Source organism: Serratia sp. CY33525, assembly GCF_052169115.1.
Lineage (GTDB): Bacteria > Pseudomonadota > Gammaproteobacteria > Enterobacterales > Enterobacteriaceae > Serratia > Serratia sarumanii.
On sequence record NZ_JBJNLK010000012.1, the window covers coordinates 32,939 to 55,189 of the forward strand.

Consider the following 22,251-nt stretch of genomic DNA (forward strand, 5'->3'; position numbering starts at 1 on the left):
CAGGCTGTTAGATAACAAAAAATGGTGCTATAGGATTCAGACCGCCCGTACGTTGATAGGTTCCCCGGCCATTTTCTTCTTCAGGGTACGCTTGGTACGGTCGATCACTTCACCCGCCAGTTGCCCGCAGGCGGCGTCGATATCGTCACCACGGGTTTTACGAACAATAGTCGTAAAGCCGTATTCCATCAACACCTTGGAGAAACGATCCACCCGGCTGTTGGAGCTGCGGCCGTAAGGGGCGCCCGGGAACGGGTTCCATGGGATCAGGTTGATCTTGCACGGCGTGTCTTTCAGCACTTCCGCCAGTTGATGCGCATCGTCGGTGCTGTCGTTGATATGATCCAGCATCACGTACTCGACGGTCACGCGGCCCTGGTTGGCGTTGGATTTCTCCAGATAGCGGCGCACCGCGGACAGGAAGGTCTCGATGTTGTACTTGCGGTTGATCGGCACGATCTCATCGCGGATGGTGTCGTTCGGCGCGTGCAGCGAAATAGCCAGCGCCACGTCGATCATGTCGCCCAGCTTGTCCAGCGCCGGCACCACGCCGGAGGTAGACAGGGTCACGCGGCGTTTGGACAGGCCAAAGCCGAAGTCGTCCAGCATGATTTCCATCGCCGGCACCACGTTGTTCAGGTTGAGCAGCGGCTCGCCCATGCCCATCATCACCACGTTGGTGATCGGGCGTTGGCCGGTCACCTTCAGCGCGCCGATGATCTTCGCCGCGCGCCACACCTGGCCGATGATTTCCGACACGCGCAGGTTGCGGTTGAAGCCCTGCTGCGCCGTCGAACAGAATTTGCACTCCAGCGCGCAGCCTACCTGCGAGGAGACGCACAGCGTCGCGCGGTCGGCTTCCGGGATGTACACGGTTTCGACCTGCTGATCGCCGACTTTAATCGCCCACTTGATGGTGCCGTCGGCCGAGCGCTGTTCTTCCGCCACTTCCGGCGCGCGGATTTCCGCCACGCGCTGCAGCTTGCCGCGCAGGACTTTGTTGATGTCGGTCATCTGCTCGAAATCGTCGCAGCAGTAGTGGTAAATCCACTTCATCACCTGATCGGCGCGGAACGGTTTCTCGCCCATTTCGGCGAAGAACTCGCGCATTTGCTGGCGGTTCAGGTCCAGCAGGTTGATTTTGGCCGCAGCCGGTTGCTCCACGTTAACGGAGGGGGTAGTCAGCGAATTATTTTCAGACACGGTGTGCTCGGACGTGATGGGTTCTAACATAATGATCTCTGGCCTCGTTATTACACGTTATGGCGCTAAAGAATGGACAGTAAGTTGTGCATTTCAGCCCGCATGATTCGGGTGGCGGCACTAAAAACACGCCCCTGACAAGTCGTCTTATCAGGGGCGCGGCATTGTACAAATTTTAGTAGCGGGTGGCTACGGCTGAAAGGCATTCAGGGCATTTTTATTGTTTCAGCCGGTGAATGCCTGGTTATCAGCCAAGAAACGGCACGATTAACGTGCGCAGATTTCGCTTTCGTTGAAGAAGTAAGCGATTTCGCGCTGTGCGGATTCAACGGAGTCGGAACCGTGAACGGCGTTAGCGGTGAAGCTGTCCGCGTAGTCGGCACGCAGGGTACCGGCCAGCGCGTTGTCCGGGTTGGTTGCGCCCATGATGTCACGGTTGCGCTGCACGGCGTTTTCAGATTCCAGAACCTGCACCATGATTGGGCCGGAGGTCATGAACTCAACCAGACCGTCGAAGAATGGGCGGCCTTTGTGCTCAGCGTAGAAGCCTTCAGCTTGTTCGCGAGTCAGACGCAGCATTTTAGCGGCGATGATTTTGAAACCGGCGCGCTCGAAACGCGCGTAGATAGCGCCGATGTCGTTGTTGGCTACAGCGTTTGGTTTAACGATGGAAAAGGTACGTTCTACGGTCATGATGGCCTCTGTATGACTTCCAAAACAGGCCGGTCTGCAATGTTGCCGGCCTTCTCAAGTGGCGCAGATTATATGTGCGCCGTTAACGCTTGCCTACGGGAAAATCAACATTTCATTAAAAAAATATGATCTTCATGGGCCATTTTCGACAACGTGGGGGCACTACTGGGTCTTGTCGGTAGACGGGATCAAATTGCGCAGCCAGCTGCCCCAGCGGCGCTGATAAAACGGCTGCGTATGGGAGATCAGATAGTGGCTGATGCCGCGCTCGTTCTCCGACACCAGGCAGAAATCCACCGGTTCATCGTTCGGCGCCGTTTCGCTGGCGACGCTGCCGGCCTCGTTGATCAACGCCTCAATCTCCGCCGGCTCGGCGTCCACTTCCAGACCGATCAACAGATTCGGCTTCTCGTCCGCCGCCTGGTCGTGCATCAGCGCCAGAAACGCGCGGCGCACCGGCTTGCGCTGGCTGAACAGCGTGGTCAGCGCATCCACCATCGCCGACGGATACTCTTCGGGCTGCCCCAGCAGGATTTGGGTCTCTTTATCGACGTAATGCTCCACCGGTTTGACGACGCCGCCGGTCGCCAGCAGCATCGCCACCTCTTCCGGATAGAACTCTTTGCCGTACTCCGCCTTCGGGTTGAGGAACAGATCCGCACCCTGGGTGATTTCGAACAGCACCCGCGTCGGCATGGCGATGAACGGCTGTTCGTCCTCAACGGCTTTCTGCAGCGCTTCCAGCGAGGTGAAGAACGGAATGATGCTGCCGCCGTCCTGCTTTTCCCAATGCTGGATATTGACCGGCGTATCCGCGTTCAGCGCGATGTCGCCGTCCTGCTGCAGCTGCTCGCTGTCGCCGAGGATCAGCACCGTGGCGTCGAGCAGTTCACGGAAGAACGCCGGGCGGTGGGCCGGCTCCGTCACCGCCAGCTTCAGCAGGCGTTCAAGTTCGTTCTCGCTCGGGGCGGCATCGTGATGATGGGCACTCATGGCAAACTCCAGGGATCAAATAGCGAGGCCCAGCATGCTGGGCCCCGAAGATAATGCGCATTCTAGCGCCCGACGCAGCGGGCGTTCAATTATTTGGTTTTGCTCAGCAGCAGGTTGGCCAGGGTACGCACGCCCAGACCGGTCGCGCCGGCCGACCACTGATCCACCGCGCCTTTGCGGTAGGTGGCGGAACAGTCGATGTGCAGCCAGCCTTGTTGGTAGTTCTTGACGAAGTGCGACAGGAAGGCCGCCGCGGTGCTGGCGCCGGCGGTGTAGGCCGGGCCGGCCACGTTGTTCAGCTCGGCAAAGTTGGACGGCAGTTGGCTGCGGTGGAACTCGGCCAGCGGCAGACGCCAGAACGGCTCTTGCTCGGCGGTGGCGCTGTTCAGCAGCTCCTGCGCCAGCGCGTCGTCGAAGCTGAACAGCGCATGGTAGTCGTTGCCGACCGCGGTTTTGGCGGCGCCGGTCAGGGTGGCGCAGTCGATAATCAGCTGCGGGTTCTGCTCAGAAGCGTCAATCAGGCCGTCGGCCAGCACCAGGCGCCCTTCCGCATCGGTGTTCATTACCTCGACGGTTTTGCCGTTGCGGTAGCGAATGATGTCGCCCAGTTTGAAAGCGTTGCCGCTGACCATGTTGTCGGCGCAGCACAGGTACAGCTTCACGCGCTGCTTCAGGCCGCGCGCCGCCGCCAGCGCCAGGGCGCCGGTGATGGTGGCCGCACCGCCCATGTCAGCCTTCATCGAATCCATAAAGGCGCTCTGTTTCAGGCTATAACCGCCGGTATCGAAGGTGATGCCCTTGCCGACCAGGCAGGCGAACACCGGCGCGTCCGGGTTACCGGTCGGGTTGAAGTCGAGCGCCAGCAGCACCGGTGGGCGCTCGGAGCCACGGCCGACGGTGTGGATGCCGGCATAGTTCTGCTCGCGCAGATCTTCGCCCTTGGTGATGCGGTAGCTGACGGCATCGCAGCCGACGTCGCACATCAGATCGACGGCGCGGGTCGCCAGTTGCTCTGGCCCCAGCTCTTCCGCCGGCATGTTGATGGTGTCACGCACCCAGTCAACGATCTTCAGGCGCTTATCCAGCTCCTGACGTGCGGCTTCCGGCAGCTCGGCCCATTCGACGTTGCGCTGCCCTTTCGGCCCGCGGTAGCCCTGCCAAAACGCCCAGCTGTTTTCCAAGTCCCAACCGTCGCCGGCCAGCTTGACGTTTTTGATGCCCTGACCGTCAATTTTGCGGCCCGCACGCTGGATCGCACCCAGTTTGTCGGCGCCGGTCAGGTGGATGGTCATCCCTTCGCCGTTGGTGCTGAGCAGCGCTTTTTCGCCCCAACGGGCGTCGGCAGGTTGTTGCGACAGCGTGACCTGCATGAATTCTGTTGTCATAGCCTTCTTACTCCGGATTATTCTTTTATTAATCTTGTCGGATACAAAATAAACGGGCCGCCCATGGCAGCCCGTTACGCTATTTACTCCGCTTCATCTAACCAGACCAGCAGGATCGCTTCCAGTATTTTTTCGTTGGAAGCCTGCGGATCGTCGTCGAACTCTTCGAGATCGCAGATCCACTGATGCATGTCGGTAAAACGCACGGTTTTCGGATCGGTGTCCGGGTATTGGTCGTACAGGGCTTCGCCGATTTCTCGGCTGTCGGTCCACTTCAGTCCCATTATGATCTCCGGGTTGGCGCTGCGGCTAACAATTAATGCTCACGCGCGTGGTTGACGGTGTAGCGCGGCATTTCGACCACCAGATCTTCGTCGGCGACCAGCGCCTGGCAGCTCAGGCGGCTTTCCGGCTCCAGCCCCCAGGCCTTGTCCAGCATGTCGTCTTCCAGCTCGCTGCTCTCTTCAAGCGAATCGAAGCCTTCACGCACGATGCAGTGGCAGGTGGTGCAGGCGCAGGATTTCTCGCAGGCGTGCTCGATTTCAATGCCGTTGCGCAGCGCAACGTTGAGGATCGACTCCCCTTTTTCAGCTTCCAGAACCGCCCCTTCCGGGCAAAGATCTTGATGGGGCAGGAAAACAATTTTAGGCATGGTTAAACCTCATCCACAGAATGGCCAGCCAGCGCGCGGCGAATGGAAGCGTCCATGCGGCGCGCGGCAAAATCTTGCGTTTGTGCATCTAATGTTTTGATGGCGTCTTCGATAGCGGCGGGATCTTCACCCTGCACCGCCTGCTGCAACGCCTGGGTCGCGGCGGCGATCGCCTGGCTTTCCGCCTCGCTCAGCAGCGCGGCGTCGCTGGCCAGCGCGCCCTGCAGGCTTTCCAGCACCCGCGCGGCTTCCACGCGTTGCTCCGCCAGCTTGCGCGCGCCCACGTCGCTTTGCGCGTTGGCCATCGAATCCTTGATCATGCCGGCGATTTCGCTGTCCGACAGGCCGTACGACGGCTTCACCTGAATCGAGGCTTCGACGCCGGTGGATTTCTCCATCGCGGTGACGCTCAGCAGACCGTCGGCATCCACCTGGAAGGTGACGCGAATGTGCGCGCCCCCGGCAGGCAGCGGCGGCAGGCCGCGCAGCGTGAAACGCGCCAGCGAACGGCAGTCCTGCACCAGCTCGCGCTCGCCCTGCAGCACGTGGATCATCATCGCGCTCTGGCCGTCTTTAAAGGTGGTGAATTCCTGCGCGCGCGCCACCGGAATGGTGGTGTTGCGCGGGATCACTTTCTCCACCAGACCGCCCATGGTTTCGAGGCCCAGCGACAGCGGGATCACGTCCAGCAGCAGCATGTCGCTGTCCGGCTTGTTGCCCACCAGAATGTCGGCCTGGATCGCGGCGCCGATGGCGACCACTTTATCCGGATCGATCGACGTCAGCGGCGTGCGGCCGAAGAAGGCGCCCACCTGCTCACGCACCAGCGGCACGCGGGTGGAACCGCCGACCATCACCGCTTCCAGCACCTCGTCGGCAGCGACGCCGGCGTCTTTCAGCGCGCGGCGGCAGGCCATCAGCGTGCGTTTCACCAGCGGGGCGATCAGCGCTTCGAACTGGGCGCGGGTCACCTCGCCCTGCCAGCCGGCCACCTCGACGCGCACGCTGTCGGCATCGCTCAACGCGATTTTAGCGGCGATGGCGGCGTCCAGCAGCTGGCGCTGCACGCCGTGGTCGCTGCGATCGGCCACGCCGGCCTGCTCGCGCAGCCAGTCGGCCAGCAGGTGATCGAAGTCGTCGCCGCCCAGCGCGGAATCGCCGCCCGTGGCCAGCACTTCGAACACGCCGCGGCTGAGGCGCAGAATGGAGATATCAAAGGTGCCGCCGCCCAGATCGTAAACCGCGATCACCCCTTCCTGGCCGGAGTCCAGCCCGTAGGCGATCGCTGCCGCGGTCGGTTCGTTCAGCAGGCGCAGGACGTGCAGGCCGGCCAGACGCGCCGCGTCTTTGGTGCCCTGGCGCTGCGCGTCGTCGAAGTAGGCGGGAACGGTGATCACCACGCCATCCAGCTCCCCTTCCAGCGCCGCTTGCGCGCGCGCGGACAGGGCCCGCAGGATATCGGCGGAGACGCCGACCGGGTTAACCGGACCGGCGGCGGTGACGATCAGCGGCAGGCCGTTGTCGCTGGCCTGGAATTGATACGGCAGGTTCGGGTAACGCTGCTGCACGTCCGCCAACGAGCGACCCATCATGCGCTTGATGGAGCTGACGGTATTGGCCGGATCCTGCGCCGCCTGTTGGCGCGCCTCCCAGCCGACGCGCTGCGCGTCCGCCTGATAATGCACCACCGAAGGCAGCAAATGGCGGCCCTGTTCGTCGGCCAGCGTTTCCGCTTGCCCGCTGCGCACCGTGGCGACCAGCGAGTTGGTGGTGCCTAAGTCGATGCCGGCGGCCAGACGTCGCTGGTGCGGCGCAGCGCTGAGGCCAGGCTCACTAATTTGTAATAAGGCCATGTTGAAGCTTCCACAATCAGAATCAGAAGGTGTTACTCAAAACCCAGCAGTTTTTCTTCGAGTTGTTCAACCTGTTGCTGGAGTTTGTCCAAAAAGCGCAGCTTGCGCACGGTGTCGGCGGCGTCCGCCCACTGCTCGCCGTCCAGCTGCTGCAGCATCAGCGTGCTGCGCTGTTTGATCGAGGCGGCCAGCCGCGCGCCGAAATCGGCCAGCAGGCTTTCCGCCTCCGGCTTGCGCTCAATGGCGTCGAGCTCTTCGCGCAGCTCCAGCTGTTCCATCAGAAAGGCGGTGTCGCGCATCGTATGCTGTTCGTTGCCCAGATCGAAGCCGTGCAAAGATAGCATATACTCCGCGCGTTTTAACGGGTGCTTCAGCGACTGGTAAGCTTCGTTGATGGTCGCCGCCTGCTGCAACGCCATCAGGCGTTCGCGCTCCGGCTGGTTGGCGAAACGATCGGGGTGGAATTGGCGCTGCAGATCCTGGAAGCGGGACGCAAGCAGGCTGCCGTCCACGGTGTAGCGAACTGGCAGCCCGAATAAAGTAAAGTAATCCATAGCGTGCTCTGGGCGTTAGCGGATGAAGTTCCCCCGCCGAAACGGGGGAGCATGATGGACTGTCAGACGTTGAAACTCTCGCCGCAGCCGCATTCGCTTGAGACGTTCGGGTTGTTGAACTTGAAGCCTTCGTTCAGGCCTTCCTTAACGAAATCAAGCTCGGTGCCGTCAAGGTAAACCAGGCTCTTGCCGTCGATGATCACCTTGATGCCTTTGTCTTCAAACACGATGTCGTCATCGTTGGCTTCGTCAACAAATTCCAGCACGTAGGCCATTCCGGAGCAGCCGGAAGTTCGCACTCCCAGACGCAGGCCGAGACCCTTGCCGCGGTTCGTCAAAAACGCCTGAACACGCTGCGCAGCGCTGTCGCTCATGGTAATAGACATCACAACCTCACACTTCAAATCAAAGCCCGGCGTGGCCGGGCCGACTCAGACAAATTACTCGGCGCTATGCTTGCTCTTATAGTCGGCAATCGCTGCTTTGATGGCGTCTTCAGCCAGGATCGAGCAGTGAATTTTGACCGGCGGCAATTCCAGCTCTTCGGCGATCTGGGTGTTTTTGATCGCTTCAGCCTGATCGAGCGACTTGCCTTTCATCCATTCGGTCACCAGCGAGCTGGAGGCGATGGCGGAACCGCAGCCGTAAGTTTTAAAGCGCGCGTCTTCGATGATGCCTTCATCGTTAACCTTGATTTGCAGCTTCATGACGTCGCCGCAAGCCGGCGCCCCTACCATGCCGCTACCGACGGTAGGATCTTCGTTGTCGAAGGAACCCACGTTGCGCGGGTTTTCATAATGATCGATTACTTTTTCGCTGTAAGCCATGACCTTGCTCCTGAAACCTGAGAATTAATGATGCGCCCATTCGATGCTGTTGATGTCCACGCCCTGCTTGAACATCTCCCACAGCGGAGACAGATCGCGCAGACGGCCGATGGATTTACGCACCAGTTGAATGGTGTAGTCGATCTCTTCTTCCGTGGTGAAACGCCCCAGGGAGAAACGGATCGAGCTGTGCGCCAATTCATCGCTCATGCCCAGCGCGCGCAGCACGTAGGACGGCTCGAGGCTGGCGGAGGTACAGGCTGAACCGGAGGAAACGGCCAGGTCTTTCAGCGCCATGATCAGCGATTCGCCTTCAACGTAGTTGAAGCTGACGTTCAGGATGTTCGGTGCGCCGTGCTCCAGATCGCCGTTCAGATACACTTCTTCCATATCTTTCACGCCGTTCCACAGACGATCGCGCAGGGTGCGCAGACGCGCCATCTCTTCGGTCATCTCTTCTTTGGCGATGCGATAAGCTTCGCCCATGCCGACGATCTGGTGGACAGGCAGGGTGCCGGAGCGCATGCCGCGCTCGTGACCGCCGCCGTGTATCTGCGCTTCGATGCGGATGCGCGGCTTGCGGCGCACGTACAGCGCGCCGATGCCTTTCGGGCCATAGATTTTGTGGCCGGAGAACGACATCAGATCGACTTTCAGCTTGCTCAGATCGATAGGCAGTTTGCCCACGCTCTGGGTGGCGTCAACGTGGTAGATGATACCGCGCGCGCGGCACATTTCGCCGATCGCTTCGATGTCCTGCACCACGCCGATTTCGTTATTGACGTGCATGATGGAGACCAGAATGGTGTCATCGCGCAGCGCCGCTTCGAGATCCTGCAGGCTGATGATGCCGTTGCTCTGCGGCGCCAGATAGGTCACTTCGAACCCTTCGCGCTCCAGCTGACGGCAGGTGTCCAGCACGGCTTTGTGTTCGGTTTTGCTGGTGATGATGTGCTTGCCTTTTTTCTGGTAGAAATTGGCAGCGCCTTTGATCGCCAGGTTGTCGGATTCGGTCGCCCCGGAGGTGAAGACGATTTCGCGCGGGTCGGCGCCCACCAGTTCGGCGATTTGGTTACGGGCGATGTCTACCGCCTCTTCCGCCTGCCAACCGAAACGGTGGGAACGGGAAGCCGGGTTGCCGAAAGTGCCGTCCAGGGTCAAAAACTGCATCATCTTCTCAGCAACGCGCGGGTCAACCGGCGTCGTTGCTGAGTAATCCAGATAAATCGGTAATTTCATTGCTCTTGTGCTCCGTACATCACTTCCAAAAACTAAAATAATTTCGCCAGCTGCTTATGCGCGCAGATTAACGTTGATAGTTTCTTGCGGACGACCGTTGGCCGTGCGGCGCGTATCGTTGTTTTGACGATCCGCCACCACCAGCACTTCCTGGTTGTTGACCAGTTCTGCCAGCGTAATGTTGTTCAGGAACCCGCTGATGCGCTCGCTCAGATCGCGCCACAGGGCGTGGGTCAAGCAGCGATCGCCGCCCTGACAGCCTTCTTTGCCCTGGCACCGGGTTGCATCTACCGATTCATCGACGGCAGTGATGACAGCGCCAACGGCGATCTCACCCGCGTCTTTACCCAGCAGATAACCACCGCCCGGGCCGCGCACGCTGGCCACTAGGCCATTCTTGCGCAGACGGGAGAATAATTGTTCCAGATAAGAGAGCGAAATACCCTGGCGTTCGGAAATGTCCGCCAGTGGCACCGGCCCTTCCTGGGAATGCAGCGCTACGTCGAGCATAGCGGTTACGGCATAACGGCCTTTGGATGTCAGTCTCATAGCTCAATGGTTACCTGTTGGTCAAATATGGCCGAAAGTCTGACATTCCTGAGTAAAACAGTCAACTATTTAACCTAGTAATTAACTCAAGTATTAGCACGTTTTGAACTTAGCAAGAACAAAGGTATATAAAATACATGTTATAACCTTTGGATAACTAATACTATTGTCACCCGCCGCTATGCCACATCAATTAATTACCTTGATGTTTATCCTGTTTCTCGATCGACGTCAGCATGCCGCGCAGGATATTCAGCTCCTGCCCTTCCGGGCGCGCGCGGGTGAACAGCCGACGCAGGCGGCTCATCACCTGGCCCGGATGGGACGGGCGAATAAAGCCGGTGCGCTGCAGCGTCTGCTCCAGGTGCTGATAGAAACGCTCGAGGTCATCCACCAGCGGGTACGGCGTCTCTTCCAGCTGCGGCGCGCCCGCCTGTTGGCGATCGAGGTAAGCCACGCGCACTTCATACGCCAGGATCTGCACCGCCATCGCCAGGTTCAGCGAGCTGTAGTCCGGGTTGGCCGGAATGGCGACGTGGTAGTGGCACTTCTGCAATTCATCGTTGGTCAGCCCGACGCGTTCGCGGCCGAACACCAGCGCCACCGGCGCGTGTTCGCCCTCGTGCACCGCGCGCACGCCGCATTCACGCGGCTCCAGCATCGGCCACGGCAAGGTGCGAGAACGTGCGCTGGTGCCCACCACCAGGCTACAGCCGGCGATGGCGTCATCGAGGGTGTCGACGATAGTGGCGTTGCCGATCACGTCGCTGGCGCCGGCGGCCAGGGCGATGGCCTGAGAATCGGGTTTGATCAGCGGATTAACCAGATAAAGGTTGGTTAAACCCATGGTTTTCATGGCTCTGGCGGTCGAGCCCATGTTGCCGGTATGTGAAGTCTCTACCAGAACAATGCGGATATTGTGCAGCATACAAACTCTGAGCGTGGCGGAAAATCGCAGCATCTTAACACAGCCGTAGGCAATTTGCCGAACAGCTGCTATACTTCGCGCCGTTTCCTGTTCTTTAACATCCTAGTTGGAAGATACCCATGCATCCGATGCTGACTATCGCCGTGCGCGCTGCGCGCAAGGCCGGTAACCTGATTGCCAAAAACTACGAAACCCCGGACGCTGTAGAAGCGAGCCAGAAAGGGACCAATGACTTCGTCACCAACGTCGATCGCGATGCAGAGCATCTGATCATCGACGTCATCCGCAAGTCTTATCCGCAACACAGTATCGTGAGCGAAGAACGCGGTGAGCTGATCGGCGAAGATCGCGATGTGCAATGGGTGATCGATCCACTGGATGGCACTGCAAACTTCATCAAACGTTTCCCTCATTTCTCCGTTTCCATCGCCGTACGCATCAAAGGCCGTACTGAAGTGGCCGTGGTTTACGATCCGATGCGCAACGAACTGTTCACCGCCACTCGCGGCCAGGGCGCACAGCTCAACGGCTACCGCCTGCGCGGCACCAACGCCAAAGATCTGGATGGCACCATCCTGGCGACCGGCTTCCCGTTCAAGGTCAAACAGCACGCAACGCCTTACATCAACATCGTCGGCAAGCTGTTCACCCAGTGCGCAGACTTCCGCCGCACCGGTTCCGCGGCGCTGGATCTGGCCTATGTGGCCGCCGGCCGCGTAGACGGTTTCTTCGAAATCGGCCTGAAGCCGTGGGATTTCGCCGCGGGCGAACTGCTGGTGCGTGAAGCCGGCGGCCTGGTGACCGACTTCGTCGGCGGCCACAACCACTTCAGCTCCGGCAACGTGGTGGCAGGCAACCCGCGCGTAGTGAAAGCCATGCTGGCCACCATGCGTGAAGAACTGAGCGAAGCGCTGAAGCGTTAATCGCCAGAAGCGAATCGAAAAAAGCGCTGCCGATGCAGCGCTTTTTTTATGCCCGTTAGCGGGAGAAGGGACGGATGCCGCCGCCGAATTCCGGCTGCGCGCTGACGTACAGCAACAGCCCGGCGGCCAGCAGGATCAGGCCGCCGGCCAGCGCCAACGCCCCCCAGGCCACCGCGCTCCAGGCGGCGGGCGCGCGCGAACGGCTGAGGCGCACCGCCAGCCGGCGGCTGTAATGTACCAGCAGCGCCAGCATCGAGATGGTCAACGAGGTGCCGAACGCCATCGCCAGCGCGGAGATCACTCCCCAGCCGAACACGCCGATCACTTTGGAGAACAGCAGCACCAAAATCGCCCCCGAACAGGGGCGCATGCCCATCGCCAGCACGATGGCGGCCTGAGTGCGCCAGTCGCTTCCCGCCTGCAGCTCGCTGTCGCTCGGCAGATGCCGGTGGCCGCAGCCGCAATTGGCGCTGTGCACATGATCCGCCGCCAGCGGCGTCAGGCTGTTGATGCGCAGCGCCGGCGCCGGGCGCATCGCCTTGATCGCCGCAAACAGGCGTTTCAGCGCGCGCCAACTCAGCAGCACGCCAAGCAGCATCACCAGAATAAAGCTGCCCTTCTCCAGCCAGAAACTGCTTTGGTGCAGCTGGCGCGAAGAGAGCTGCAATACCACCAGCATCAGCGTGACCAGCGCGATCGCTACCCCACCCTGCACCAGCGAGGCGGCGAAGGTCAGCTTCAGGCTGCTTTTCAGCCGCGCCGGATGGGTAGCCAGGTAGGTGGCGATCACCACTTTGCCGTGGCCGGGGCCGAGCGCATGCAAGACGCCATAGCCGAGGCTGAACAGCATCAGCGCCAGCCCGGCCTGCTGCGGCGCGGCCTTCACCTGCTGCAACAGCCCCGCCATCTGCTGGTGCAGCGCTTTTTGCCACACCACGCTCTGCATCAGCAGCTGCGGCCAATAGTGCCACGCCAGCAGCGCGGCGGCCGCCAGCGCCAGCGTGAACGGCAGCAGCGGCCACAGGCCGAAGGCCCAGTGGCGCCGGCTCGTCGTCGGTTGCGAGAGATTTAACGACATTGCAGCGTCACCCGCTGGGCGAACTGCTGCCCCAGCGCCAGGTCTTCACCGGGCGAGTCGTTCTTGTCGAGCGACAGCGCATAGGCCTGCAGCGACGCATTCGGCTTCGGCGTCATCAGCTTGTAGCTGCACAGCTGCGCCATCTCCGGCGGCAGATGCAGCGCATTTTGGTCTTTATAGGTCATATCCACGAAATAAGTCGGATCGTAAGTAGAAAGTTCGAACGGCTTGCCCGCCAGCGGCTGTGGCTCGGCCAACGGCAGCACGAACTCCAGCACCGCCTGATTGCCCTGGCGCGACAGGTGATATTCGCTGGGCAAGTTCAGGTATTTCACCGGTTTGCCGTCGCGGTAAAGATCGGTGAAATAGTGCTGCCCCAGCACGTTGGCCATCACTTCCGCCGCCAGTTTTTTCCACACTGCCGAATCGCTCTTGGCGTTTTTCGCATCGTAGAGCAGATCCGCCGAGGTGATTTCATCCATCACCCACACCATTTTCAGGCCGACCAGCCGCTGGTCTTTGGCGACGAAGGTGGTATTCATGTCAATAAAGCTGTGCGGATGAGCGATCGCACCGGCGCTGAACACGGCGCCGAAGGCAGCCAAAAGACGACGTAACTTCATCATTATCCTGTCTTACCTGCATTTGTTATAACGTAACACAAATAGATGCCTAACGGCCCGCCTCTCCCGGCGATATTTGTGACGAAAGTTGTAAGCCGAAGTAAAAGCCGCGCGGTAATCCTGCCGTCACAAAGCCTTTTGCTATGCTTAGGCATAATCGCAACCTTTTATGCCGGAAGGTGATAATGAGCCTGGACACCTCTCCCGTGCCCGAGCTCTCCGGACAACAACGGCGCTGCCATCTGCTGCTGATGCTGTACACGCCGGAGCCCGAGTTACAGCTGGAGACCCTAAGCCGAATCAACGGCGTCGCCCCCCCGATAACCCGGCAAGATATAGCCGAGGTGGCCAGTGAAATCCAGCGTTTCCATCACCTGGAGATCGCCGTCGATCCCGACCATGGCTACCAACTGCGGGGCAGCGCGCTCGACCAACGCCTGTGCCTCATCCACTGGCTGCGGCGGGCCCTGCGCTGCAGCCCGCGGTTTGTCGAAGGCGATTTCGCCCCGCGCCTGCGGCAAGCGCTGGCGACCGATGCCGCCCCGGCGTCTGCGCTGGCAGAAGCGATCGACGCCTGCGAGCCGCTGCTCAGCCGCCACTTCGATGCGCGCGACCGCCAATTCCTGCAGCATTACCTGCTCTACTGCGCCTGGCAAAATCGCCTGCAGCAGCATCCGCGTTTCGACGCGGTTCAACGCGACTGGCTGCGGAAAAAGCCGGAACAGCAGGCCGCCGCCTGGCTGCATCAGGCCTGCAACCGGCTGTTTAACCAGCCGCCGCAGGCAGACGAGCGCGATTTTTTGGCGCTGACCTTCACCATGTTGAAAAATCACAGCTACCACAGCAACGACTCAGCGCAAGAGCGGAGATTGATGGTGGCGATCGACAGCATGGTCGAGCGCTTCCAGCAACTTTCCGGCATGGCCTTCAGCAGCAAGGCGGAGCTGGTCAGCCAGCTGTTCGCCCATCTGGCGCCGGCGCTGGAGCGCTGCCGTTTCGCCATCGGCATCGACAATATGCTGCTGGAAGAAGTGGTGCGCAAATACCCGCGGCTGATGCGCACCACGCAGGAAGCGCTGAAACCGCTGGAGCAGGAGTACGGCGTGCATTTTTCCAACGAGGAGGCGGGTCTGGTGGCCATCAGCTTCGGCGCCTGGCTGATGCAGGACAACGCGCTGCAGGAAAAGCAGGTGCTGCTGCTGACGCTGGACAACCCGCAGCTGGAAGAGGAAGTGGAATATCAGATCCGAGAGCTCACGCTGCTGCCGCTGAACATCAAGTACCTGCCGCTGAGCGACTATCTGCGCGGCGGCGCGCCGCAGGGCATCACGCTGGTGATCACCCCTTATGCGGCGGTGCACAGCGATCCGCACCCGCCGCTGGTCTATACCGAACTACCGCTGGAAACCCGGCAGCGCCAGGCGATCCGCGCGCTGCTGGAAGCCCCTTAATCAGCGGCTGACGCTGACCGCCGGCGGCCGGATGAACAAGGCCGGCACCGCGACCGCCGCCATCACCCAGAATACCCCGCCCTGCCAATGTTCGAACAGGAACCCGGCAATGACCGTCATGACGGCGATGCCGCCGCCCATCGCCAGCGCCGAATACACCGCCTGCAGTTGGATCACCTCTTGCCCCTGACGCGCGGCGATAAAGCGCATCGCCGCCAAATGGCAGACGGTGAAAGTGCCGCAGTGCAGGATCTGGATCAGCAGCAGCCAGCCCAGCTCGGTGCTGTAGGCCATCAGGCTCCAGCGCAACACGCCGCAGCAGGCGGAGAGCAACAGCAGGTTGCGCGCATTCCAGCGGCGGAACAGCACGTTGCTGCTGGCGAAAATAATCACCTCCGCCACCACGCCCAGCGACCACAGATAGCCGATGGTCGAGGCCGAATAGCCGGCCTCCTGCCAGTAAATGGAGCCGAAACTGTAGTAGCCGGCGTGCGCCCCTTGCAGCAGCGTGACGCACAGCAGGAAGCGCCAGACCGGCCCTTCTTTCAGCAGCGCCCACAGCGAACGTTCGGTTCCGCTGTGCGTGCGCGCTTCGCCCTGCGGCATGACGCTCGGCTTCAACAGCATGCCCAGCAGCATCGCCAGCACGCTGAAGATCAGGCTGTAGAGAATGGCGTTATGGCCCCACACCGCCACCAACTGCCCGGTCAGCGCCGAGCCGATGACGAACGCCAGCGAGCCCCACAGCCGCACCCGGCCGTAGTCCATACGGATCTGCTTTTGCCAGGTGGCGGCCAACGCGTCGGTCAGCGGCACCAGCGGCGAGAAGAACAGGTTGAAACCCGCTATCACCAGCATCAGCCAACCCCAGCCGTTGCCGAAACAGAAACCGACCGCAAAGGCCAGGGTCAGCAGCGCCAGCAGGCGCAGGGCGGAGACTAAATGAGAGGGATCTTTAACGCGGGGCGCAATCAGTAAGCTGCCGAGGAAGCGGGCCACCAAGCCGGCGCCGAGCAGCATGCCGATGGTTTCGGGCGCGATGCCCTCGCCTTTCAGCCACACGCCCCAGAACGGTAAGAAGATGCCATAAGAAAAGAAGTAGGTGAAATAACTGAGCGCGAGCCAACGCGTGGATTGCAGAACCATGATCCCTCCGGAGTGAGGGCAATACTTTGACAGAGCTCACACCGACCCGCAATCTTCATTCCACTTCAATGCGTTAGAGTGCCAGACAGCTCACAGTTTGCCGCGAGCGGCCACAAAAAAACCCGCCGCAGCGGGTTTTATAGGGCGAAAGCGGGATTACGCGTAAACCGGCAGGCGGGCGCAGATATCCAGCACTTTCTTCTTGGTGCGTTCGATGGTGGCTTCATCGTTGATGTTGTCCAGCACATCACAGATCCAACCGGCCAGTTCGCGCACGTCGGCTTCTTTGAAGCCGCGACGGGTGACGGCCGGGGTGCCGATACGCACGCCGGAGGTGACGAACGGGCTTTTCGGATCGTTCGGCACGCTGTTTTTGTTGACGGTGATGTTGGCGCGGCCCAGGGCGGCGTCCGCTTCTTTACCGGTCAGGTTTTTGTCGACCAGATCCAGCAGGAACAGGTGGTTATGGGTGCCGCCGGAGACCACTTTGTAGCCGCGCTGCAGGAACACTTCCACCATCGCCTTGGCGTTGACCGCCACTTGCTGCTGGTAAACCTTGAACTCAGGCTCCATCGCTTCTTTCAGCGCCACCGCCTTGCCGGCGATCACGTGCATCAGCGGGCCGCCTTGGCCGCCAGGGAACACGGCGGAGTTCAGCTTCTTGTACAGCTCTTCGTCGCCGCCCTTCGCCAGGATCAGGCCGCCGCGCGGGCCCGCCAGGGTTTTGTGGGTGGTGGTGGTGACGATGTGCGCGTGCGGTACCGGGTTCGGGTAGACGCCGGCGGCGATCAGGCCCGCCACGTGCGCCATGTCGACGAACAGGTAAGCGCCGATGCTGTCGGCGATTTCGCGCATTTTGGCCCAGTCAACCACGCCGGAGTAAGCGGAGAAGCCGCCGATGATCATTTTCGGCTTGTGGGTTTGCGCCTGCTTGGCCAGATCGTCATAGTCGATTTGGCCTTTGTCGTCGATGCCGTAAGGCACCACGTTATACAGTTTGCCGGACAGGTTGACCGGGGAACCGTGGGTCAGGTGGCCGCCGTGCGCCAGGTTCATGCCCAGAATGGTGTCGCCCGGCTGCAGCAGCGCGGTATATACGGCGAAGTTAGCCTGGGAGCCGGAGTGCGGCTGCACGTTGGCGTAATCGGCGCCGAACAATTCTTTGGCGCGATCGATAGCCAGCTGCTCAACGATATCCACGTATTCGCAGCCGCCGTAGTAACGCTTGCCCGGATAGCCTTCAGCGTATTTGTTGGTCAGCTGGGAACCCTGAGCCTGCATCACGCGCGGGCTGGTGTAGTTCTCAGACGCGATCAGCTCGATGTGCTCTTCCTGACGCACCACTTCCTGCTCCATGGCACGCCACAGTTCCGCATCGTAATCGGCAATGTTCATTTCACGCTTTAACATCCGGCATCTCCTGACTTAAATCAGCTAACTAAAAAATCACCAAATAACTACCCGTTTGGGTTCTGGGCCACAGTGTAAACCGTTTCGCCCCACCGAAGATAGGTCTTGACAGAGGTTTTTACGCAAACGATTGGCATAAGGTGGCGCAAGGCTTTGATCCGCGAAACACCGTCGTTTATCAACGGACATTTCCTCATGCGAACGATGCGCTTTTTTCATGTTCTGTGAGCGCGATCGACGCCCGAAGAACACCGCAACGAAAACAAGGGTATTTACAAGCGACGCGGAACCCAATAAGATGCATTTAAAATACATCATTACAATTATCGTCAAGATCCCAACCCAAGGAGCGCTTCCATGCTGGATAGCCAAACCATCGCCACCGTGAAATCCACCATTCCCCTGCTGGCTGCGACCGGGCCGAAGCTGACCGCCCACTTTTACGATCGCATGTTCGCGCACAACCCGGAATTGAAAGACATTTTCAACATGAGCAACCAGCGCAACGGCGATCAGCGTCAGGCGCTGTTCGACGCCATCTGCGCCTATGCCGCCAACATCGAGAACCTGGCGGCGCTGCTGCCGGCGGTGGAGCGCATCGCGCAGAAGCACACCAGCTTCAATATCCAGCCGGAGCAGTACAACATCGTCGGCGGTCACCTGCTGGCGACCCTGGACGAAATGTTCAGCCCGGGTCAGGAAGTCCTGGACGCCTGGGGCAAAGCCTACGGCGTGCTGGCCAACGTATTTATCCAGCGTGAAGAACAGATTTATCAGCAGAGTGAAACCGACAACGGCGGCTGGCGCGATCTGCGCGCGTTCCGCATCCTGAAGAAACAGCCGCAGAGCGACGTGATCTGCAGCTTCGTGCTAGCGCCGGTGGACGGCGGCCGAGTGGCGGACTTCAAACCGGGGCAGTATCTGGCGGTCTACATCAAGCACGACAGCCTGGAACATCAGGAAATTCGCCAGTACTCGCTGACCACCTCGCCGAACGGCGAGTTCTACCGCATCGCGGTGAAGCGCGAAGATCAGGGGAAAGTGTCCAACTACCTGCACCAGCAGGCGCAGGAAGGCGACGTGATCTACATCGCCCCGCCGCACGGCGACTTCTTCCTCGACGTGGCGCCGACCACGCCGGTGGCGCTGATCTCCGCCGGCGTCGGCCAAACCCCGATGCTCGGCATGCTCAACACCCTGCACGACAGCCAGCATCAGGCGCAGGTCCACTGGCTGCACGCGGCGGAAAACGGCGGCGTGCACGCCTTTGCCGATGAAGTGGCGGATATTGCCGGGCGCATGCCGAATCTGAGCCGCCATGTGTGGTACCGCGAGCCGGGCGCCGATGACGTGGAAGGCCGCGACTACCACAGCCGCGGATTGATGGATTTGAGCGCGCTGCAAGGCAGCCTGGCCGATCCGCAGATGCACTATTACTTCTGCGGCCCGGTGGCCTTCATGCAGTTCGTGGGTAAACAGCTGCTGGAAATGGGCGTAGAGGCCGAGCGCATCCACTACGAATGCTTCGGCCCGCATAAGGTGCTGTAATGCTTGCGGAGCGCGGCCGTCAGACCGCGCTCCCTCTTCATTTCGCCTGCAGTTGGCGCGCGTCCTGCACCTGCTGCACCGTCACCGGCGCCGCCTGGTTGCCCCAGCTTCCCCGCAGATAGCTCATCAGATCCGCCGCCTGCCGATCGTTCAACGCCCAGCCGTAAGCCGGCATGTCGAACGCCATCGCCTGCTGCGTGATCGGCGTATGCGCCCCCTCCAGCACCACCCGCAGCGCGGTCAGCGGATTGTCCGCCGTTACCGTGGCATTGCCCGCCAGCGCCGGAATGGCGAAGTCGGTGCCCTCCCCCTTGTTGCCGTGGCAGGTCGAGCAGTACATCGCGTAGGTCGCCTTGCCGCCCGGATTATTCGCCTGTACGGCAGGCGCAGCGGCTTTGGCGGCGGCTTCCGGCGCCAGGCTGCGCAGATACACCGCTATGGCGTTCAGATCGCCGTCGCTGAGGTACTGCGTGCTGTGGGTCACCACCTCGCTCATCGGCCCGGCGACCGCCGCATGGCGGCTGCGGCCGGTTTTCAGCAGTGCCGTCACCTCTTCCGGCGGCAGGCCGCGCAGATTGGAGGCGTACCAGCCGTCCAGCTCGGCGCCGCTCAGGAACACCGGCTCCTTGCCGTCCAGCCCCTTCTCCTGCATCGCCCAGCCGCGCGGCGTGTGGCAGCTGCCGCAATGGCCCGCGCCCTGCACCAGGTAGGCGCCGCGGTTCCACTCGGCGCTTTGCTGCGGATCCGCCTGATACGGCTGGTCGTCGTGGAACAGCTGGTTCCACACCGCCAGCGGCCAGCGCATCGACAACGGCCAGCTGATGTCGCTGGCGCGGTTGGCGACGTTCTGCGCCGGCACCTCATTCATCAGATAGTCATACAGCGCGCGCATGTCTTCCGCGCTCATTTTGGCGTACGAGGTGTACGGCATCGCCGGGTAGAGCCGGTGGCCGTCTTTGGCTACCCCCTGGCGCATGGCGCGATCGAACTCTTCGAACGAATAGGCGCCGATGCCGTGCAGCTTGTCCGGCGTGATGTTGGTGGCGTAGATAGCCCCGAGCGGCGTCGGGAACTTCATGCCACCCGCCAATTCGGCGCCGCCCGGCGCGGTGTGGCAGGCGGTACAGTCACCGGCTTTGGCGACGTATTCCCCGGCCGACATCGCCTGGGCCGAGCCGCCTGCCGCCAGCAGGCTCAACAGGTACAGCGAACGCAGACTCATGCTCCCTCCTTGGCGGCAACCTTGCCGTAGGCCAGTTCATTCACCGCGCGCCACGCCTGATCGATAGCCGAGTTGGCGTACGGGCTCCAGTCGGCATCGGAGTTGGCGATAACGATCTTGCCGATCGGCTGCCGCGCCGTTTCGATGATTTTCGTGGCCTCGTCTTCGTCGTCAAACAGCCCGTTGAGGAAGTAGGAGTAACCGTGCGACCAGCGGTTGACGGTGATCGCCTGAATGTCGCGCTGATGGTCGAAACCGGCCTCGCCCAGCATGCCCTGCAGCTGTTCGCGGATCATCTGCTCGTGCACCTCGAACGGCGTGCCCAGCAGCAGCGCGCGCCCTTTGCGCGACTGCTCGCGCGGGCTGAGGCCGCTGCCCGGCAGCGTCGGCACGTACACCATATGCAGGCCGATCGGCCGATCCGGATCGCGCGGGTGCTGATACCCGCCCATGCTCACCGGGTAATCCAGCTTCACGCGGCTGTACGGCGCGGCCGGCGAATAGATCTCGTGCACGCCCAGCTTGATGAACGGCTGCCAGTTGCGGATCACCACCTTGCTGTACACCAGCGGCGACTTGACGTTCTGTTTCAGCGCCTCCTGCTGCTCGTGCGACATCTCCGGCACCAGGTACGGGATCATCATGTTGTAGCCGGCCATCACCACCTGCCCGGCGCGCACCTTGGTCATCTTCTCGCCGGTCATGTAGGTGACTTCCACCTTGTCGCCAACGTTGGCCGCATGCAGCCCGGTGCTGTTCAAACGCAGCTTCACCGGCGATTCCGGCCGATCGAGCTGGCCGTAGTCGAATTTGGCCAGCACCACGTCGTTCATGTCGTTGCCAGCCGGCGCCACCGCCGGGATCAATTTGCGCACCATCAGGCGCGCCAGCGTGGCGTTGCCGTCCGGGAAGTGGAACACGTAAGGATCGTCGAGATCCGCCTGCGACTCCTCGTCCAGCGGTGGCAGATTCATGCCGTCAAGGCCCGGCAGATCGCAGATGCGCGCATCGCTGCACGACGTGCCGTCGATGCCCACCGCCTGGAAATCGTTGGTGGTCTGCTGGAAATAACGGATCGCCAGCTCACTCAGGCCCACCTTCTCGCGCAGGAACTGGGTGTAGCTGTGGGTATCGAGCCACTCGACCTTCTGCTCCAGCGTCATCTCCGGCAGATAATCTTTCTTCACCGTATGCAGCGCGATTAACGCCTGGCGATCGCTTTCCGGCAGCGGGAAATCGCCGATGAACGCTTCATAAGAGCGGCCGTTGAGACGATCGCGCGGAATGTCGTCCGCCACCGTGCGGCCCGGATCGCCGCTCACCACCTTGTCGACGCCGAAGTTCTTGCGATCGAAGTAAACCCCGCGGCTCAGGTTCAGATCCGGGTAGAAGGTGGTGTCAAACGCCTGCTCCAGCCGATCGATATCGACGCCGAGATTGCGCAGCAGCCCCATCGCCACCGGGCTGAAGTTGGAGCGCGGCGACTGCAGCGATTCGCTGCCGCCGTAGCCGAGCAGCATGCCGTCGTCGGTGTTGAATTCGTTGCGCTTGGCGTGGCCGCCGAAGTCGTCATGGTTGTCGATCAGCAAAATGCGCTGCTGCTCACCTTTCAGCTGCTGCCAGAAGCAGGCGGCCGCCAACCCGCTGATGCCGGCGCCGACCACCACCAGATCGAACTCTTCAACGGCGGGCACGCTGCCGAAATCAAAGGTTTTGCCGTCGCGCCCCAGCTGGTGCGCATGCTCGAACGAGCCCGGATGGTTACCCCGCAGCCCGGTCAGCGCCGGCGGGTAGTACAGGGTTTGATTGGCGGTTTGCGGCGACGCGCGCAAGATTTGCAGCGGCGTCAACCCGGCGGCGATGGTGATCGCCACCCCGTTGAGAAAATCGCGTCGGGTGATACCCATATAGGCTTCCTTTCAATTTTTATTATCATCGGCCGGCCGGGGCCGGCCCGAAGGCCGCGCTATTGTG

At 61.1% G+C, this 22,251-nt stretch carries 22 protein-coding genes; 3 read left to right on the forward strand and 19 right to left on the reverse strand.

The features are described 5' to 3' along the window. Positions 1-36: 36 nt before the first annotated feature. The 13 genes from ACJ8IM_RS22320 to trmJ all read right to left on the reverse strand — a co-directional run bounded on the left by ACJ8IM_RS22320 (position 37) and on the right by trmJ (position 10,876). Complete coding sequence (locus tag ACJ8IM_RS22320; RefSeq protein ID WP_004941426.1) at positions 37-1,233, reverse strand: bifunctional tRNA (adenosine(37)-C2)-methyltransferase TrmG/ribosomal RNA large subunit methyltransferase RlmN; 1,197 nt, start codon at positions 1,231-1,233, stop codon at positions 37-39. Positions 1,234-1,470: 237 nt separating this feature from the next. Continuing rightward, positions 1,471-1,896, reverse strand: coding sequence for a nucleoside-diphosphate kinase (ndk, locus tag ACJ8IM_RS22325; RefSeq protein ID WP_004941424.1), 426 nt, complete (start codon positions 1,894-1,896; stop codon positions 1,471-1,473). A gap of 162 nt (positions 1,897-2,058) precedes the next feature. Beyond that, positions 2,059-2,889, reverse strand: a complete 831-nt coding sequence (gene sseB / locus ACJ8IM_RS22330) for an enhanced serine sensitivity protein SseB (RefSeq protein WP_033654279.1) — start codon at positions 2,887-2,889, stop codon at positions 2,059-2,061. A gap of 89 nt (positions 2,890-2,978) precedes the next feature. Continuing rightward, on the reverse strand, positions 2,979-4,274 hold the full coding sequence (gene pepB / locus ACJ8IM_RS22335; protein ID WP_033654280.1) for an aminopeptidase PepB: 1,296 nt from the start codon (positions 4,272-4,274) through the stop codon (positions 2,979-2,981). Positions 4,275-4,357: 83 nt separating this feature from the next. After that, entirely contained in the window at positions 4,358-4,558 is a 201-nt protein-coding gene (gene iscX, locus ACJ8IM_RS22340; protein WP_006327336.1) for a Fe-S cluster assembly protein IscX, read from the reverse strand. A gap of 32 nt (positions 4,559-4,590) precedes the next feature. Then, positions 4,591-4,926, reverse strand: a complete 336-nt coding sequence (gene fdx / locus ACJ8IM_RS22345) for an ISC system 2Fe-2S type ferredoxin (RefSeq protein ID WP_004941417.1) — start codon at positions 4,924-4,926, stop codon at positions 4,591-4,593. A gap of 2 nt (positions 4,927-4,928) precedes the next feature. Next, the gene (gene hscA, locus ACJ8IM_RS22350) at positions 4,929-6,779 is read right to left on the reverse strand and encodes a Fe-S protein assembly chaperone HscA (RefSeq protein WP_033654281.1); all 1,851 of its coding nucleotides are present in this window, start codon (positions 6,777-6,779) and stop codon (positions 4,929-4,931) included. Positions 6,780-6,811: 32 nt separating this feature from the next. Further along, positions 6,812-7,333 carry a co-chaperone HscB gene (gene hscB, locus ACJ8IM_RS22355; RefSeq protein WP_033654283.1) on the reverse strand — a complete coding sequence of 174 codons (522 nt, stop codon included), beginning with the start codon at positions 7,331-7,333 and terminating at the stop codon, positions 6,812-6,814. Between the two features lie 62 nt (positions 7,334-7,395). Further along, positions 7,396-7,719: an iron-sulfur cluster assembly protein IscA gene (gene iscA, locus ACJ8IM_RS22360; RefSeq protein WP_004941410.1), complete on the reverse strand. Its 324-nt coding sequence runs from the start codon at positions 7,717-7,719 to the stop codon at positions 7,396-7,398. A 54-nt stretch (positions 7,720-7,773) separates the two neighbouring features. Further along, the gene (gene iscU, locus ACJ8IM_RS22365; protein WP_033635600.1) at positions 7,774-8,160 is read right to left on the reverse strand and encodes a Fe-S cluster assembly scaffold IscU; all 387 of its coding nucleotides are present in this window, start codon (positions 8,158-8,160) and stop codon (positions 7,774-7,776) included. Between the two features lie 24 nt (positions 8,161-8,184). Next, entirely contained in the window at positions 8,185-9,399 is a 1,215-nt protein-coding gene (iscS, locus tag ACJ8IM_RS22370; RefSeq protein ID WP_033654284.1) for a cysteine desulfurase, read from the reverse strand. 54 nt (positions 9,400-9,453) lie between these two features. Continuing rightward, positions 9,454-9,948 (reverse strand): Fe-S cluster assembly transcriptional regulator IscR, encoded by a 495-nt coding sequence (gene iscR / locus ACJ8IM_RS22375; protein WP_004941404.1) that lies wholly within the window; start codon positions 9,946-9,948, stop codon positions 9,454-9,456. 193 nt (positions 9,949-10,141) lie between these two features. Beyond that, positions 10,142-10,876, reverse strand: coding sequence for a tRNA (cytosine(32)/uridine(32)-2'-O)-methyltransferase TrmJ (gene trmJ, locus ACJ8IM_RS22380; RefSeq protein ID WP_025303916.1), 735 nt, complete (start codon positions 10,874-10,876; stop codon positions 10,142-10,144). Positions 10,877-10,995: 119 nt separating this feature from the next. Between trmJ and suhB the strand changes: the two genes are divergently transcribed. Then, the gene (gene suhB / locus ACJ8IM_RS22385; protein ID WP_004941400.1) at positions 10,996-11,799 is read left to right on the forward strand and encodes an inositol-1-monophosphatase; all 804 of its coding nucleotides are present in this window, start codon (positions 10,996-10,998) and stop codon (positions 11,797-11,799) included. Positions 11,800-11,854: 55 nt separating this feature from the next. Here the strand turns inward: suhB and ACJ8IM_RS22390 are convergent, their stop codons facing one another. Both ACJ8IM_RS22390 and ACJ8IM_RS22395 read right to left on the reverse strand, forming a co-directional pair. Then, complete coding sequence (locus ACJ8IM_RS22390) at positions 11,855-12,877, reverse strand: nickel/cobalt transporter (protein ID WP_016929766.1); 1,023 nt, start codon at positions 12,875-12,877, stop codon at positions 11,855-11,857. Beyond that, a complete protein-coding gene (locus ACJ8IM_RS22395; RefSeq protein ID WP_049194926.1) occupies positions 12,868-13,503 on the reverse strand; it encodes a DUF1007 family protein in 636 nt (211 codons plus the stop codon). Before ACJ8IM_RS22395 ends, ACJ8IM_RS22390 begins: the two co-directional genes overlap by 10 nt. 182 nt (positions 13,504-13,685) lie before the next feature. On the opposite strand from ACJ8IM_RS22395, the gene csiE reads away from it, so the two are divergent. Next, positions 13,686-14,951, forward strand: a complete 1,266-nt coding sequence (gene csiE, locus ACJ8IM_RS22400) for a stationary phase inducible protein CsiE (RefSeq protein ID WP_033654286.1) — start codon at positions 13,686-13,688, stop codon at positions 14,949-14,951. Here csiE and ACJ8IM_RS22405 read toward each other — a convergent pair whose 3' ends face one another. Further along, on the reverse strand, positions 14,952-16,097 hold the full coding sequence (locus ACJ8IM_RS22405; RefSeq protein ID WP_033654288.1) for a 3-phenylpropionate MFS transporter: 1,146 nt from the start codon (positions 16,095-16,097) through the stop codon (positions 14,952-14,954). Positions 16,098-16,253: 156 nt separating this feature from the next. Beyond that, the gene (gene glyA / locus ACJ8IM_RS22410) at positions 16,254-17,507 is read right to left on the reverse strand and encodes a serine hydroxymethyltransferase (protein WP_004941389.1); all 1,254 of its coding nucleotides are present in this window, start codon (positions 17,505-17,507) and stop codon (positions 16,254-16,256) included. A 357-nt stretch (positions 17,508-17,864) separates the two neighbouring features. Between glyA and hmpA the strand changes: the two genes are divergently transcribed. Then, positions 17,865-19,055: an NO-inducible flavohemoprotein gene (hmpA, locus tag ACJ8IM_RS22415; RefSeq protein WP_033648924.1), complete on the forward strand. Its 1,191-nt coding sequence runs from the start codon at positions 17,865-17,867 to the stop codon at positions 19,053-19,055. A gap of 37 nt (positions 19,056-19,092) precedes the next feature. On the opposite strand, the gene ACJ8IM_RS22420 is transcribed toward hmpA, so the two are convergent. Together ACJ8IM_RS22420 and ACJ8IM_RS22425 are read right to left on the reverse strand one after the other, a co-directional pair. Beyond that, entirely contained in the window at positions 19,093-20,277 is a 1,185-nt protein-coding gene (locus ACJ8IM_RS22420; protein WP_033654289.1) for a c-type cytochrome, read from the reverse strand. Next, the gene (locus tag ACJ8IM_RS22425; protein ID WP_033654291.1) at positions 20,274-22,184 is read right to left on the reverse strand and encodes an NAD(P)/FAD-dependent oxidoreductase; all 1,911 of its coding nucleotides are present in this window, start codon (positions 22,182-22,184) and stop codon (positions 20,274-20,276) included. Before ACJ8IM_RS22425 ends, ACJ8IM_RS22420 begins: the two co-directional genes overlap by 4 nt. Positions 22,185-22,251: the final 67 nt, after the last annotated feature.

Bases quoted from the DNA above. Each gene is read 5' to 3' on its own strand.
- iscS (WP_033654284.1), bottom strand. From the start codon at position 9,399: ATGAAATTACCGATTTATCTGGATTACTCAGCAACGACGCCGGTTGAC.
- iscA (WP_004941410.1), bottom strand. From the start codon at position 7,719: ATGTCTATTACCATGAGCGACAGCGCTGCGCAGCGTGTTCAGGCGTTT.
- hmpA (WP_033648924.1), top strand. From the start codon at position 17,865: ATGCTGGATAGCCAAACCATCGCCACCGTGAAATCCACCATTCCCCTG.
- glyA (WP_004941389.1), bottom strand. From the start codon at position 17,507: ATGTTAAAGCGTGAAATGAACATTGCCGATTACGATGCGGAACTGTGG.
- csiE (WP_033654286.1), top strand. From the start codon at position 13,686: ATGAGCCTGGACACCTCTCCCGTGCCCGAGCTCTCCGGACAACAACGG.
- ACJ8IM_RS22405 (WP_033654288.1), bottom strand. From the start codon at position 16,097: ATGGTTCTGCAATCCACGCGTTGGCTCGCGCTCAGTTATTTCACCTAC.
- hscB (WP_033654283.1), bottom strand. From the start codon at position 7,333: ATGGATTACTTTACTTTATTCGGGCTGCCAGTTCGCTACACCGTGGAC.
- ACJ8IM_RS22390 (WP_016929766.1), bottom strand. From the start codon at position 12,877: ATGTCGTTAAATCTCTCGCAACCGACGACGAGCCGGCGCCACTGGGCC.
- ndk (WP_004941424.1), bottom strand. From the start codon at position 1,896: ATGACCGTAGAACGTACCTTTTCCATCGTTAAACCAAACGCTGTAGCC.
- ACJ8IM_RS22320 (WP_004941426.1), bottom strand. From the start codon at position 1,233: ATGTTAGAACCCATCACGTCCGAGCACACCGTGTCTGAAAATAATTCG.
- trmJ (WP_025303916.1), bottom strand. From the start codon at position 10,876: ATGCTGCACAATATCCGCATTGTTCTGGTAGAGACTTCACATACCGGC.
- ACJ8IM_RS22420 (WP_033654289.1), bottom strand. From the start codon at position 20,277: ATGAGTCTGCGTTCGCTGTACCTGTTGAGCCTGCTGGCGGCAGGCGGC.
- iscR (WP_004941404.1), bottom strand. From the start codon at position 9,948: ATGAGACTGACATCCAAAGGCCGTTATGCCGTAACCGCTATGCTCGAC.
- iscX (WP_006327336.1), bottom strand. From the start codon at position 4,558: ATGGGACTGAAGTGGACCGACAGCCGAGAAATCGGCGAAGCCCTGTAC.
- suhB (WP_004941400.1), top strand. From the start codon at position 10,996: ATGCATCCGATGCTGACTATCGCCGTGCGCGCTGCGCGCAAGGCCGGT.
- fdx (WP_004941417.1), bottom strand. From the start codon at position 4,926: ATGCCTAAAATTGTTTTCCTGCCCCATCAAGATCTTTGCCCGGAAGGG.
- hscA (WP_033654281.1), bottom strand. From the start codon at position 6,779: ATGGCCTTATTACAAATTAGTGAGCCTGGCCTCAGCGCTGCGCCGCAC.
- ACJ8IM_RS22425 (WP_033654291.1), bottom strand. From the start codon at position 22,184: ATGGGTATCACCCGACGCGATTTTCTCAACGGGGTGGCGATCACCATC.
- ACJ8IM_RS22395 (WP_049194926.1), bottom strand. From the start codon at position 13,503: ATGATGAAGTTACGTCGTCTTTTGGCTGCCTTCGGCGCCGTGTTCAGC.
- sseB (WP_033654279.1), bottom strand. From the start codon at position 2,889: ATGAGTGCCCATCATCACGATGCCGCCCCGAGCGAGAACGAACTTGAA.
- pepB (WP_033654280.1), bottom strand. From the start codon at position 4,274: ATGACAACAGAATTCATGCAGGTCACGCTGTCGCAACAACCTGCCGAC.
- iscU (WP_033635600.1), bottom strand. From the start codon at position 8,160: ATGGCTTACAGCGAAAAAGTAATCGATCATTATGAAAACCCGCGCAAC.